Annotated in this window: 13 protein-coding genes and 1 tRNA gene; 8 read left to right on the forward strand and 6 right to left on the reverse strand. The window is 68.6% G+C overall.

Going from position 1 to position 14,153, the window contains the following annotated elements; all coding sequences use genetic code 11:
• Positions 1-67 precede the first annotated feature (67 nt).
• The 8 genes from LRD69_RS15630 to LRD69_RS15665 all read left to right on the forward strand — a co-directional run bounded on the left by LRD69_RS15630 (position 68) and on the right by LRD69_RS15665 (position 8,984).
• Positions 68-814 (forward strand): YcnI family protein, encoded by a 747-nt coding sequence (locus LRD69_RS15630; RefSeq protein ID WP_277327171.1) that lies wholly within the window; start codon positions 68-70, stop codon positions 812-814.
• 46 nt (positions 815-860) lie between these two features.
• On the forward strand, positions 861-1,511 hold the full coding sequence (locus LRD69_RS15635; protein WP_277327172.1) for an SCO family protein: 651 nt from the start codon (positions 861-863) through the stop codon (positions 1,509-1,511).
• Positions 1,508-1,957 (forward strand): copper chaperone PCu(A)C, encoded by a 450-nt coding sequence (locus tag LRD69_RS15640; protein ID WP_277327173.1) that lies wholly within the window; start codon positions 1,508-1,510, stop codon positions 1,955-1,957. The genes LRD69_RS15635 and LRD69_RS15640 overlap by 4 nt, the downstream gene beginning before the upstream one ends.
• 14 nt (positions 1,958-1,971) lie before the next feature.
• Positions 1,972-3,918, forward strand: a complete 1,947-nt coding sequence (locus LRD69_RS15645; RefSeq protein ID WP_277327174.1) for a copper resistance protein CopC — start codon at positions 1,972-1,974, stop codon at positions 3,916-3,918.
• A gap of 23 nt (positions 3,919-3,941) precedes the next feature.
• The gene (gene efeB / locus LRD69_RS15650) at positions 3,942-5,282 is read left to right on the forward strand and encodes an iron uptake transporter deferrochelatase/peroxidase subunit (RefSeq protein WP_277327175.1); all 1,341 of its coding nucleotides are present in this window, start codon (positions 3,942-3,944) and stop codon (positions 5,280-5,282) included.
• A gap of 27 nt (positions 5,283-5,309) precedes the next feature.
• On the forward strand, positions 5,310-6,245 hold the full coding sequence (gene pheA / locus LRD69_RS15655; RefSeq protein WP_277327176.1) for a prephenate dehydratase: 936 nt from the start codon (positions 5,310-5,312) through the stop codon (positions 6,243-6,245).
• A gap of 667 nt (positions 6,246-6,912) precedes the next feature.
• A complete protein-coding gene (gene serS / locus LRD69_RS15660; RefSeq protein ID WP_277327177.1) occupies positions 6,913-8,190 on the forward strand; it encodes a serine--tRNA ligase in 1,278 nt (425 codons plus the stop codon).
• A complete protein-coding gene (locus LRD69_RS15665) occupies positions 8,187-8,984 on the forward strand; it encodes an HAD family hydrolase (RefSeq protein ID WP_277327178.1) in 798 nt (265 codons plus the stop codon). Before serS ends, LRD69_RS15665 begins: the two co-directional genes overlap by 4 nt.
• Before the next feature lie 54 nt (positions 8,985-9,038).
• Here the strand turns inward: LRD69_RS15665 and LRD69_RS15670 are convergent.
• The 6 genes from LRD69_RS15670 to LRD69_RS15695 all read right to left on the reverse strand — a co-directional run bounded on the left by LRD69_RS15670 (position 9,039) and on the right by LRD69_RS15695 (position 14,006).
• Positions 9,039-9,126, reverse strand: a tRNA-Ser gene (locus LRD69_RS15670).
• Positions 9,127-9,447: 321 nt separating this feature from the next.
• Entirely contained in the window at positions 9,448-10,143 is a 696-nt protein-coding gene (locus LRD69_RS15675) for a hypothetical protein (RefSeq protein ID WP_277327179.1), read from the reverse strand.
• Between the two features lie 293 nt (positions 10,144-10,436).
• Entirely contained in the window at positions 10,437-11,156 is a 720-nt protein-coding gene (locus LRD69_RS15680; RefSeq protein ID WP_277327180.1) for an ABC transporter permease subunit, read from the reverse strand.
• A gap of 30 nt (positions 11,157-11,186) precedes the next feature.
• Complete coding sequence (locus LRD69_RS15685) at positions 11,187-12,098, reverse strand: ABC transporter ATP-binding protein (RefSeq protein ID WP_277327181.1); 912 nt, start codon at positions 12,096-12,098, stop codon at positions 11,187-11,189.
• Positions 12,095-13,003: an ABC transporter permease gene (locus LRD69_RS15690; protein WP_277327182.1), complete on the reverse strand. Its 909-nt coding sequence runs from the start codon at positions 13,001-13,003 to the stop codon at positions 12,095-12,097. The genes LRD69_RS15685 and LRD69_RS15690 overlap by 4 nt, the downstream gene beginning before the upstream one ends.
• A complete protein-coding gene (locus LRD69_RS15695; RefSeq protein ID WP_277329750.1) occupies positions 12,993-14,006 on the reverse strand; it encodes an ABC transporter ATP-binding protein in 1,014 nt (337 codons plus the stop codon). The genes LRD69_RS15690 and LRD69_RS15695 overlap by 11 nt, the downstream gene beginning before the upstream one ends.
• Positions 14,007-14,153: the final 147 nt, after the last annotated feature.

Consider the following 14,153-nt stretch of genomic DNA (forward strand, 5'->3'; position numbering starts at 1 on the left):
GCGATGCCGTCGCGCACCGGCGCGCCGGACCACCTTTCCTTCGTGCCTCTGTGGAGTGATTCCTGACATGAACGTTTCCCGCCTCGCCTTCGCCGGCGGCGTCGCCGCGTCCACCGTGCTGATCCTCGCCGGCACCGCCTCCGCACATGTCAGCGTGCAACCGCAGGGCGCGGCCGCCAAGGGCGGCTACGCCACCATCAACTTCAAGGTCCCCAACGAGCGCGACGACGCCTCGACGACCAAGCTCGAAGTCAACTTCCCGACCGACCACCCGCTCGCTTCCGTGATGCCGCAGCCGGTGCCCGGCTGGAAGATCGTCGTCACCAAGAGCAAGCTCGCCAAGCCGCTCGAGGTCCACGGCAACAAGATCAACGAGGCGGTCTCCAAGGTCACCTGGACCGCCGACGGCAGCAAGAACGACCTCGGCATCCGCCCGGGCCAGTTCCAGCAGTTCCCGCTCTCCGTCGGCCAGCTCCCCGAGGACACCGATCAGCTGGTCTTCAAGGCCATCCAGACGTACGACAACAAGGAAGTCGTGCGCTGGATCGAGGAGCAGAAGGACGGCGCGGAGGAGCCCGAGAGCCCGGCTCCGGTCCTCAAACTGACCGCCGCGACCGCTGACGAGCACGGCGCCGCCGCCGGCAAGAGCGGTGCGGCCGGCGCCGACCAGGCGAAGGACGAGCACACGGAGGCGTCGTCCGCGTCGTCCTCCTCCAGCGACACCACGGCCCGGGTCCTCGGCATCGTCGGCATCCTCATCGGCGCCGCCGGAGTGGCCTTCGGCGTCCTCGCCGGCCGTCGGCGCACCGCCTGACCCTCCGGCCCCACCGAAACACCGACCCACCAGGAATCAGTAATCCATGCGTAAGAAGACTGTGCTGGCCGCGGCGTTCGTCACCGCGGCCGCGCTCACCCTGTCGGCCTGCGGCAGCGGCGACGACGCCGGCAAGCCCCTCGCGGACGTCTCCGCCCCGGCGCAGACCAAGGCTGCAACGGTGCTCGACCAGCCGTTCACCAAGCCCGACCTCGTCCTGACCGACACCCACGGCAGGACGTACGACCTCCGTGAGCAGACCCGGGGCAAGCCGACGCTCATCTACTTCGGCTACACCCACTGCCCCGACGTCTGCCCGCTCATCATGAGCAACATCGCCATCGCCAAGAAGGCCCTGCCCAAGGCCGACCAGGACAAGCTCCAAGTCGTCTTCGTGACCACCGACCCCGAGCGGGACACCCCGTCCTCACTGGGGAGCTGGCTCAAGGCCCAGGACGCCTCCTTCATCGGTCTCACCGGCGCCTTCCCGACCATCCAGGCGGGCGCACGGCAGATCGGCATCGGCATAGACCCGCCGAAGAAGGAGAAGGACGGAACAATCGTCTCGATGCACGGGTCGCAGGTCATCGCGTTCTCCCCGAAGACCGACAAGGGGTACGTGCTGTACAGCGAGGACACCACGCCCGACGACTACACCAAGGACCTCCCCAAGATCATCAAGGGGGAGAACCCGTGACCCGCCGCACCGTCCTCGCCGGCGTGCTCGCCCTCACCACCGGGCTGACGCTGGCGGGGTGCTCGTCCTCCGGAGGGGCACCCGAACTGAAGGTCACCGGCGCGTTCATGCCGCAGCCGATCAACGACATGGCAGCCGGTTTCCTCGTCGTGCAGAACAGCGGCAGCAGCTCCGACCGGCTCACCTCGGTCACCAGCCCCCTCTCGGACGACGTCACGATCCACAGGACGACGAACCAGACCATGCGCATGGTGTCCTCCTTCGAGGTGCCCGCGGGTGGCGAACTGGATCTGGAACGCGGCGGCAACCACATCATGTTCATGAAACTCAAACAGCAGCCCAAGCAGGGCGAGAAGGTGTCCGTGGAGCTGCACTTCGAGAAGGCCGACCCCATCAAGGTGGATCTCCCCGTGAAGGAGACCACCCACAACCCGAAGAAGCAGTGAGGGACTGACACTCCATGACGGACACCGCCCCGCACTTCGGACCGACCCCGTCCGCGTCACCGCAGCGCCGGCCACGCGCCGCCGCCGCACTCCTTGCCGCACTCCTCGGCACGGTGTTCGGCCTGCTGCTGGTGAGCGCGGCACCCGCAACCGCGCATGCCGCGCTCACCGGGAGCGATCCGCAGGACGGGGCGGTGGTCGCCACCGCACCCACGCAGGTCACACTCACCTTCTCCGAACAGGTCGCCATGGGTGACGGTTCCATCCGGGTGCTGGACCCCAGCGGAAAACGCGCCGACACCGGCGCGGAACCACGCGATCTGCAGGGCGGCTCCACCGTGAGGTACGGCATCCCGCTGCATGCCGGGCTGCCCGACGGCACGTACACCGTGGCCTGGCAGGCCGTCTCCGCGGACAGCCACCCGGTCTCCGGCGCCTTCACCTTCTCCATCGGCGCCCCCTCCAAGACCACCGTCGCCCTTCCGACGGAACAGGCCGGCGGCGGCCTGGTCGGCACGCTCTACGGCATCGCGCGCTATGCCGCGTACGCCGGATTCATCCTGCTGGCCGGTGGCGCGGCCTTCGTCCTCGCCTGCTGGCAGCGCGGGGCGGGGGCCCTGCCGCTGCAGCGCCTGGTCGTACGCGGCTGGATGACGCTCACCGCGGCCACTCTGGCCATGCTCGCGCTGCGGAACCCGTACACGGGCTCCGGGAAGCTCGCGGACGCCTTCGACCTGGACGGCCTGAAGGCCGTGCTCGACACCAAAGCGGGGGCCGCCCTGGTGGCCCGGCTGCTGCTGCTCGGCGCCGCCGCACTCTTCATCGCCGTGCTGTTCGGGGCGTACGCGAAACGCGAGGACGAGCGGGAGAAGAAGGACCTCACCTTCGGGCTGGCCATCGGCGGCGCGGTCGTCGCCGCCGGGATCGCCGGTACGTGGGCGCTCGCCGAACATGCCTCCACCGGAATCCAGCCGGGCATCGCCATGCCGGTCGACGTGCTTCACCTGCTGGCCGTCGCCACCTGGCTGGGCGGCCTCGCGGCGCTGCTGGTCGCGCTGTACCGGACGCCGGACATCGGAGTCACGGCGGTACGGCGCTTCTCCCGTATCGCGTTCGGCAGCGTGCTCGTGCTCACCGCGACCGGGCTCTACCAGTCCTGGCGCCAGGTCGGTTCCTGGTCGGCGCTGACCGGGACCGCGTACGGGCAGCTGCTGCTCGTCAAGGTGGGGCTCGTCGCCGTACTGGTCGGGGTCGCATGGATCTCGCGACGGTGGACGGCGCGGCTGACTGCGGGCACGGCGCAGGCACAGGACGAGTGCCCGGCCGACAGCGATGACGATGCCGAAGCCACTGGGGAGACTAAGTCGGCGACGGCGCCCGAGGACCCCGCACGTGCCGCCCAGCTCGCCCGGCAGAAGGCAGCCGTGGCGACCGCCACGAAGAAGCGGATCCGTGATGCCGACCCCGACCGGTCCGGGCTCCGCCGCTCGGTGCTGGCCGAAGTCGGGGTCGCGGTGGCGCTGTTGGCGGTGACCACCGTACTGACGTCGACCGAGCCCGGACGCACCGAGGAGGAAGCGGCCCGCACCTCGACGGCTGCATCCGTGCCCGCGACCGCGGGCCCCCTTGCGGTGAGCCTGCCGTTCGACACCGGTGGCCGCAACGGCAAGGGGACGGTCCGGCTGGACATCGACCCCGGCCGTACCGGTGCCAACGGGCTGCACATCTGGATCGAGGCCCCCGACGGCCGCCCCCTGGACGTTCCCGAGGTGAAGCTCGCCTTCACCCTCACGTCCAAGGACATCGGTCCGCTGCCCGTCGTCCCCGACCGGCTCACCGAGGGGCACTGGACGGCCAGTGGCGTCCAGATCCCCATGGCGGGCAACTGGAAGATCGCGGTGACCGTGCGCACATCGGACATCGATCAGACCACCATCGGCAAGAACGTGAAGATCGGCTGAGCGGGATCGTGAGCGGAACCAGCATGAGCAGTGCGAACAGCAAGCGCGGCGCAAACAGCAAGAACAGCAAGGTCGGCACGGACACCGGATCCCAGGCGGCCACGGGCGACCTCTCCCGGCGGCGGCTGCTCGGCAGCGTGGGCGCGGCCGGTGCGACCGGACTGGTGCTGGGCGCGGCCGGCGGTGCGACCGGATACGTCGCGACCCGCCCCGATGACCAGGCCGCCCTGACCACGGTCGGCTCGACCCGGGCAATGTTTCACGGGAAACACCAACCGGGGATCACCACCCCGCTTCAGGCGCGCGGCCATCTCATCGCCTTCGATCTGGCACCTGGCGCAGGGCAGAAGGAAGCCGCCGCCCTGATGCGCCGCTGGTCCGCCGCGGCCGAGCGGCTGATGGCCGGCGAACCCACCGGCGGCAGCGAGGACGGCACGGCGCACGACACCGGGATCGCGCTGGACGCAGGTCCGTCCTCGCTGACCGTCACCTTCGGTTTCGGATACACCTTCTTCGAACGCACAGGCTTGGTGGACCATCGGCCGCCCGGGCTGGACCCACTGCCGCCGTTCTCCTCCGACCGGCTCGACGCCAAGCGGTCCAACGGCGACCTCTGGGTACAGGTCGGTGCCGACGACGCACTCGTCGCCTTCCACGCACTGCGCGCCATCCAGAAGGAGGCCGCCACGACGGCACGGGTGCGGTGGCAGATGAACGGCTTCAACCGCACCCCGGGCGCCACGGCCGCGCCGATGACCGCCCGCAATCTGATGGGCCAGATCGACGGCACCGGCAACCCGAAGCCCTCGGAGAGCGACTTCGACCGCCGCATCTTCGTGCCGCCGCACACAGGCGAGGGCGGCAACGCGGAGTACGCCTGGCTGGCCGGCGGCTCGTACGCGGTCGTACGACGGATCAGGATGCTGCTCGACGACTGGGAAAAGCTCCCGGTGGACGGGCAGGAGCGGGTCATAGGGCGGCGCAAGGCGGACGGTGCGCCGCTGAGCGGGGGTACCGAGACCACCGAGATGGACCTCGACAAGGCGGGCCCCGACGGCAAACTGCTGATCCCGGACAACGCCCACGCCCGGATCTCCTCCCCCGAGCGGAACAGCGGCGCGGCCATGCTGCGACGCCCCTTCTCGTACCACGACGGCATCGCGGCGGACGGCACTCCGGACGCCGGGCTGCTGTTCATCTGCTGGCAGGCGGACCCGCTGAAGGGGTTCGTGCCCGTACAGCGCAAACTCGACCGGGGGGACGCCCTGTCGCCGTTCATCCGGCATGAGGCGAGCGGACTGTTCGCGGTACCGGGCGGCGCCGCGGCCGGGGAGTACGTGGGGCAGCGGCTGCTGGAGTCCTGAGCCACCGCAGCGCATTAGGGTGACGGTATGTCCGCCACGCGCTACGCCTATCTCGGCCCCGAAGGCACCTTCACCGAGGTCGCCCTCCGTACGCTTCCGGAAGCCGCCACTCGGGAACTCGTCCCGATGGTCTCCGTCCCGGCGGCTCTGGACGCGGTACGGAGCGGAGCTGCCGCGGCAGCCCTCGTACCGATCGAGAACTCCGTCGAGGGCGGCATCACCGCGACACTCGACGAGCTGACCACCGGCGAACCGCTGATGATCTACCGCGAGGTGCTGCTCTCCATCACCTTCGCGCTGCTCGTGCGGCCCGGCACCAAGCTGTCCGACATCAAGACGGTCACCGCGCACCCGGCCGCACAGCCGCAGGTGCGCAACTGGATGGCGGCCCATCTGCCGGAGGCTCTGTGGGAGTCGGCCGCATCCAACGCGGACGGTGCGCGGCTGGTGCAGGAGGGACGGTTCGACGCCGCCTTCGCCGGTGAGTTCGCGGCCGCGACATACGGTCTCGAACCGCTGGTGACAGAGATCCACGACGCGGAGAACGCTCAGACGCGCTTCGTCCTGGTGGGCCGTCCGGCCCGGCCGGCGGCGCCGACCGGCGCGGACAAGACGTCGGTGGTCATCTGGCTGGGCGACGACCACCCCGGTGCGCTGCTCGAACTCCTCCAGGAGTTCATGGTGCGCGGGGTGAACCTGATGCTGATCCAGTCCCGGCCGACGGGTGCGGGCATCGGGAACTACTGCTTCGCGGTGGACGCCGAGGGGCACATCGCCGACCGCCGGGTCGGCGAGGCATTGATGGGGCTGAAGCGGATCAGCCCCAAGGTGCGGTTCCTCGGCTCGTATCCGCGGGCCGGGGTGGCGCCGGAGGACGTAGGACCGCTGCGTCCGGGGACGTCGGACGCGGACTTCACCGATGCCTCGGACTGGCTGGCGCGGAACCAGGACGGCCGGGCCTGACGGTCTCGTAGGGCGGCTGGGCCTCGCAGTCTCGTGGAGCAGGTGGGGGCTGCCGCTGACGGTTGCCGGGCCCACCCGCGGAGGGCTGCTGCGTGCGCCGTGGCAGCGTGCGCGCATCACCGGTGTTATCTGCCGTTTTTCATAACCCACAGAGTTATCCACAGGGCCTGTTCTCGACCTGGGGACAAGTCGACACCTCAATACGACATGGTCGACAAATCGCTCCAGTCGCCCCACATCCATCCACAGAGCCCCAGGTCGGGCCGTGTCACCTTAATTCCTTTGATCAACTCTTCAGGGCGAGGAATTCCCACCCGAATGAGTGTGTGAAGTGCGTTTGAACGGGGAATCCATGACCCTTCATGCGGCTTTCGGAATGATCTCTTCCGATGTCCACAGATCTTCCTCACAGCCTGTGGATAACTCTGGATACACCCTCAGGCCTGTGGACAAGTGACCTCCAACTCCCGCCCCCCGCAAGGCCGGTGCGTCAAGAACAGAGACCCCTTCTGCCCCATTTAGGGGAATAGGGACTCTTTACCGACGGGCGAGATCGACTGCGGCCAACACGCACCCCCAGCATTACCAATGCTGGCAATTCGGACAAAGTGACACGCTTGGCAATATCGGTTCGAGCTATGGAAGCGCACACCGGTAGCCTGGAGAGGTGATTGACCTTCGCCTGCTCCGTGAGGACCCCGACCGTGTTCGCGCCTCCCAGCGCGCCCGTGGAGAGGACGTCGCGCTCGTCGACGCTCTTCTCTCCGCCGACGAACGGCGCAGGTCGTCCGGTGTCCGCTTCGACGAACTCCGTTCCGAGCAGAAATCGCTCGGCAAGCTCATTCCCAAGGCTTCGCCCGAGGAGCGCACCGAGCTGCTCAAGAAGGCCGAGCAGCTGAAGGCCGACGTCAGGGCTGCCGATGCGGCGCAGGACGAGGCCGACGCGGAGGCCAAGAACCTGCTGCTGAAGCTCGGCAACATCGTCCATGAGGACGTGCCGATCGGCGGCGAGGAGGACTTCGTCGTTCTCGAGACGCACGGCACCATCCGCGACTTCGGCGCCGAGGGCTTCGAGCCCAAGGACCACCTGGAGCTCGGCGAGGCGCTCGGCGCCATCGACGTGGAGCGCGGCGCCAAGGTGTCCGGCTCGCGCTTCTACTACCTGACAGGTGTCGGCGCACTGCTCGAGCTCGCGCTCGTCAACGCGGCGATCGCACAGGCCACCGAGGCCGGTTTCATCCCGATGCTGACGCCGGCGCTGGTCCGCCCGCGCGCCATGGAGGGCACCGGGTTCCTCGGCCAGGCCGCGGAGAACGTGTACCACCTGGAGAAGGACGACTACTACCTCGTCGGCACCTCCGAGGTCCCGCTCGCCGCGTACCACATGGACGAGATCATCGACGCCGACAAGCTGCCGCTGCGGTACGCCGGCTTCTCGCCGTGCTTCCGCCGCGAGGCCGGCACGTACGGCAAGGACACCCGGGGCATCTTCCGCGTCCACCAGTTCGACAAGGTCGAGATGTTCTCGTACGTCGACCCGGCGGACGCAGAGGCCGAGCACCGGCGGCTCCTGGACTGGGAGAAGCAGTGGCTCACCGGCCTCGAGCTTCCGTTCCAGGTGATCGATGTGGCCACCGGCGACCTGGGTTCCTCGGCCTCACGGAAGTTCGACTGCGAGGCGTGGATCCCGACCCAGGGCAAGTACCGCGAGCTGACGTCCGCGTCCAACTGCGACGGGTTCCAGGCGCGCCGCCTCTCCGTCCGGATGCGCGACGGCAAGAAGGTCCAGCCGCTCGCCACACTGAACGGCACGCTCTGCGCCGTACCGCGCACCATCGTGGCGATCCTGGAGAACCACCAGCTGGCCGACGGTTCCGTACGTGTGCCCGAGGTACTCCGTCCGTACCTGGGCGGGCGTGAGGTTCTGGAGCCGGTCGCCAAGTGACGTTCCCCTACAAGCTCGTCGCGACCGACCTCGACGGAACGCTCCTGCGTAACGACGACACGGTCTCCGAGCGCACCCGCGAGGCACTGGCCGCCGCCGCCGCGGCCGGTGCCGCGCACATCATCGTCACCGGTCGGGCCGTTCCGTGGACCCGGCACATCCTGGACGACCTGGGCTACGACGGCATCGCGGTCTGCGGCCAGGGCGCGCAGGTCTACCACGCGGGCGAGCACAAGCTGCTGACCTCACTGACGCTGGACCGGCAGCTCGCCGGTCTCGCGCTGTCCAAGATCGAGGCGGAGGTCGGCCCGCTGGCGCTGGCCGCGAGCCGCGACGGACTCGACGGCGAGGTGCTGGTCGGCCCCGGCTACCGGGTACAGGAGGGGCCGCTTCCGGCCCTCTTCGTGGACGACGCGACCGAGATGTGGTCCGCGCCGCTGAACAAGGTCTACATCCAGCACCCGGCACTCGGCGACGACGCACTGGCGAAGGCCGCACGCGGAGCCGTCGGCAATCTGGTGGACGTGGTCATGGCGGGTCCCGGCGTGGTGGAGATCCTGCCGCTGGGGCTGAGCAAGGCGACCGGGCTCTCGCTGGCCGCGCGCCGGCTGGGTGTGAAGGCGGCGGACACACTCGCCTTCGGTGACATGCCGAACGACATCCCGATGTTCGCCTGGGCGCAGCACAGCGTGGCGATGGCCAACGCGCACGACGACCTGAAGGCCGTGGCGCACGAGATCACCGCGTCGAACGAGGACGACGGCATCGCGCTGGTGCTGGAACAGCTGCTCTAGGCGGCTGCGCCGCCGGTCGCGCGGATGCGGAATGTGCCGACGCGCCGAACTGGGCGGAGGATGCGCGGATCGAACGCGCGCAGGGCTCAGAGCCCCGACGACGGCTTAGCAAGCCGCTGCCTTACCACTCGGCCAATCCTCCGGGAGGGCGGCCGCGCGCGATGCGCGCAGAAGGGCCGCCCCGGGCTCACCCTGAGCGGCTCGGCGGAGTGAGGTGATGGTTACTCCGGCGCCTGCTCCGGGCCGCCCTGCTGGGAACTCGACGGACTCGGACTCTCGGTCATCGCCGCGCTCCTCTCCCGGTCCTGTGGCGTGCACTTCCTCAACCACTGTGCCCGGGGCGGCCGTTGTCCGCCACCCATTTTCCGGGCGGCGAGCACGGCCCCGGCCTACGACGTTGCTCGCGGCCCGCGGCCGGCCGTTACGGACCGGGCCGGAGCGGACCGCGAGCGTCGGTCAGGGATCAGCGGCGCTTACGGCGGCGGCGCAGATCCTTGAGCTGAAGGACGAAGTCGTCCATCCGGGCATCGATACGGACGATGTCCTCGGAGATGTCTCCGAGTCGGACGCTCATGGCTCCGACCACCTGGTTCGTGGCCTCGAGCCTCTGGTCGAGACTGTCGAGCCGGTGCGACATCCGGTTGAGCACCGGCCCGAGTTCCTGGAGCGCCACGCCGACTCCGGCCAGGCAGCTCTCGACCCGGGTGACACGCCGATCGAGCGAGGCGTACCCCGCCCGCAGGTCCTCCTCCGCGTCGAGCAGATAGGTGCGGACGCATCGGGCGATGTCGCTGTCGCGAAGAAGCATCGCGACATTGAGCACGGTCCTGCGGGTGAAAAGCCTCAGCTGAGTGGCAGCCTGTGGATAACTTTGCACCCCCTCGCCATTCCATAGCGACTCGATGTCGCTATGGAATGACCGCAGGTCAGCACCACGCAGCACGCGCATGCCGTTCTCCGCGAACTCCTTGTGGTGCCGATCGGTCAGCCTTCTGACCGAGGCTGTGGATACTTCGAAGTAGCGAGCCACGTCCTCTGTGCGGACGTGAACTCCGTCCGGGAGCATGAGAAGGCTCTTCACCTTGTCGAGAACATCGACGCGCCCCATCTGCTCGACGCGCAGTGCGCGCGATTCGAGCAGGGCGACTTCTGTAGGCATGGGCATGCCTTCCATTCGCGAAAACGACGATGGGCGGCCCTCTCCCCGGGCTTCAGGGGCGGAGGTCGCTCACGGTTGCCACTCACCCGATGACCGATCCGGCCGGCGCTGCCTCGCCGGAGTCGGCACTCCCCAATTTCACGAACGCTACGACGCCACGGATCCCAGTTGCCTCCACGCACCCTGAACAACGGGCCGATAAACGTACAGTTACGCGTACGACTGTCCGCTCATGCGTCAGCCCCCGCCCAAAGGGCAGGGGCTGACAGGACAGTGCGGCAGAGACCTTCTGCTCACTCCTCGCCGGCGAGCTTCAGCGTGCGCAGTTTCTGGCCCGCGTACCAGGTGGCGATGACGGTGACACCCGCCAGCAGGACCGTCGCGAGCGGCAGTCCGACGTCGGAAGTGATCACGCCTTCCCCGCCGACCTTCTCGGCAAGCGCGAGCGACCACTGCTGCACACTGAGCGTCCGTGCCCCCGGCACCAGGCTGCCGAAGAGCGCCTCCCACACCAGTGCGTAGACCAGGCCGAGGACCACTGCGTGCCGGCTGACCGTGCCGAGCAGCAGGAACAGCGCGCTGTACGCAATCGAGGCAACCAGCGTCGCGATCGTGTACGCGACCGCGATCTGCTGGCCGTTGCCATTGAGGATCAGGCCCGCGATGAATGTCGGCAGGGCGGAGAAGACCATGGTCACGGCGATCGCCACGATCAGCTTGGTGAAGATGATCGTCGGCCGTTTCACCGGCTTGGCCAGCAGATAGACGATCGATCCGTCGTCGATCTCCGGCCCGATGGCCCCCGTACCGGCGATCACGCCGATCAGCGGCACCATCGTGGCAAGCGCGAAACCGCCCAGCACGTTCGCGGCGACCTGGTCATCCGCTCCGGCGAGCATCCGTACCGCCGCGGCGATGAAGATCAGCAGCGCGGGCAGGACGAAGAGGATCGCGGCCCGTCGCCGGCCGAGCAGGGCCCGGTAGGTGAGCCGGGCGACTGTGGGGTTGTACATGACGCTTCACAGCTCCTTTCAGGCCGCTACTCAGGCCGCTACGAGATAGGAGAAGACCGATTCGAGGGACTCGTCGGACGGCGAGACGGTCAGCAGACGGATGCCGTGTTCACGCGCGACCTTCGGCAGCAGCGTGGTGAATCGTCCGAAGTCGACCGCCTGGATCCGCAGGGCCTGTTCGCCCAGGTCCACTTCGATCCCGGCGGTCGACGGGTCGGCGATGAGCGCGGCAGCGAGTGCGCGGTCGTCGCTGGACCGTACGAGATAGCGGTGCGGGCGGTCCGTCATCAGCCGGCGGATCTTCCGGAAGTCACCGGACGCGGCATGCCGGCCGGCCACGATCACCTCGATGTGCGAGGCGAGTTGCTCGACCTCTTCGAGGATGTGGGAGGAGAACAGCACCGTACGGCCCTCGGCACCCATCCGCCGCAGCAGTTCCATCAGCTGCATCCGCTGGCGCGGGTCCATCCCGTTGAACGGCTCGTCGAGGAGCAGCACCGACGGCTCGTGGACCAGCGCCGACGCCATTTTCACGCGCTGGCGCATGCCCTTGCTGTACGTGGAGATCTTGCGGTCCTGCGCGTATTCCATCTCGACCGTGGCCAGCGCCTTGCGCGCAGCCGCATCACCGAGTCCGTGCAGTTCCGCATTGGCGACCACGAATTCGCGGCCGGTGAGGAAGTCGTACATCCCCTCCCGCTCCGGCACGATGCCGATCTGCCGGTACACCGCCTCGTTGCGCCAGATCAGCGCGCCGTCGAGCGTCACCGTGCCCGTCGACGGAGCGAGGAACCCGGCCATCATGTTGATCAGCGTGGACTTGCCCGCGCCGTTGGGGCCGAGCAGTCCGGTCACTCCGGGGCCCACGGTCATGCTCACGTCGTTGACGGCGACCACATTGCCGAACCAGCGCGAGGTGTGGTCGATCTCGATGGTGGTCACAGCCCGACCCTCCGGTAGCGGCGCATCAGTACGGCGTACGAGCCGGCGACGAGCGCGAGAACAGCGATCAGATACACCACGCCTGCCCCGGCGCTGGGTTCTTCCCCTCCGGGGAAGGCGGAGGTGGCTCCGAGGAACGCGGTCTGGATGCCGCCGATCAGGGTGATGGGCGAGAAGAGCCCAAGCCACTGCACGGCGCCCGCCGAGCCCGTCTCCCAGGCGATGGCCTGGACCGTGGAGACCGCTCCGTACGAGATGGTGAGGCCGGCGATCACCGCCGCGACACCGAAGCCGCGGCGCGGTGTCAGCGCGGCCACGACCAGGCCGACTCCGGCGAAGAGCACGGAGAGCAGCGCCACCGACACCAGACCCTGTCCGAACCACTTGGTCTGGTCGGCGAAGTCGAACTTCGCCAGCAGGGCGCCCACGTACATCACCAGCAGCGGCGTCGCGGTGAGGACGAACAGGGCGGATGCCATGGCGGCGTATTTGGCGGCGACGTAGTCGACCCGCTCGATGGGCCGCGAGAAGTACAGGGGGACGCTCTTGAAGCGGAGGTCCCGGGATACGGACTGCGGTGCCTGCGCGGCGAGGAAGAGACCGATGACGGCCTGCATGTAGATCGCGAAGGCGGTGTACTTGACCGGGAGTTTCGTCGCGTCCGGCGTGAACATCGCGACGGCCACGAAGATCAGCGCGACCAGGCACATCACACCGAAGAGCAGCATCGGCAGCACTTTGGACTTGGCGGAACGGCCCAGTCCGAAGGAGCCCCGCAGCGACTGCGAGTAGAGCGAGCGGCGGGCATAGCCGCGGCCCAGGCGCGGGCCGTCGTAGGAGCGGTACCCGATGTTGTGGATCCGGGTGGTCTCGCTCCCGGTCACGGCCCCGGTCTCAGTGCTCATCGTGACCGCTCCCCTTCTGCTGTACGGCGCCGGCCAGGGCTGTTTCCGTGGCCTCTGCGGTGCCTTCGGTACGGAAGACCTCGGCGATGTGGTGGCGTCGCTGCTCCATCCGTACGAGACCGAGTCCGAGCCCGGCGACACTGTCGCGGACCACGTCGTACGTCTCCTCGCCGGTGGCCTCGATCAGCAGGATGTGCCCGGCGCCGGGCAGACCGTTCCCTTCGATTCCGTCGAGGCCCACGAGCTTCACGCCGGCTGCCGTCAGCGTCCGGCGCAGCGCGTCCGTGCCGTCCGGGTGGGTGTCGCTGTCGGTGACCTCCACCGCGAGGGTCGTTGTGATCTGGGTGAAGTCGCTGGTGGAGCTGGAACGCAGCAGCGCACCGCCGTCGATGACGACGACATGGTCGCAGGTGCGCTCCAGTTCCCCCAGCAGGTGCGAGGTCACCAGGACCGAGATGCCGAAGTCCGTGTGGACGCGGCGGATCAGGCCGAGCATCTCGTCCCGTCCGACCGGGTCCAACCCGTTGGTCGGCTCGTCGAGAAGGACCAGCTGCGGGTCGTGGACCAGCGCCTGTGCCAGCTTCACCCGCTGCTTCATGCCGGTCGAGTAGCCACCGATGGGGCGGTAGCGCTCCTCGTACAGCCCCACGTGGCGCAGGGTGTCGGCGGTGCGCTCGCGCGCGGCCGTCGGCGGCAGTCCGGACATCCGCGCCATGTGGACGACGAACTCGGTGGCCGAGACGTCCGGTGGCAGGCAGTCGTGCTCGGGCATGTACCCGACCCGCTCCCGGATGGCGGCGCCACTGGTGGCGACGTCCAGCCCGAGCACTGCGGCCCGGCCTTCGGTGGCGGGGGACAGACCCAGCAGGATCTTGATCAGTGTGGATTTGCCGGCTCCGTTGGCACCCACCAGCCCGGTCACACCGGGCCCGATGTCCAGAGTGAGCCGGTCAAGAGCGGTCACCCGGGGGAACCGCTTGCTCAGGCTTTCGGTCGCGATCACAGTCACGTCTTCGACGGTAGTGGTACGGGCCACACCGGTCGTCAGACCAGGCGGTTGTATCCGCGTCAGACTCCAGTCGTACGGACCCGTAGGGGGACCCCATGGAGGAGGACCCGGGCCCGCCGCGAAGCCCGGGGCTGCACCGGC

The organism is Streptomyces sp. JH14, from assembly GCF_029428675.1.
Classification (GTDB): domain Bacteria; phylum Actinomycetota; class Actinomycetes; order Streptomycetales; family Streptomycetaceae; genus Streptomyces.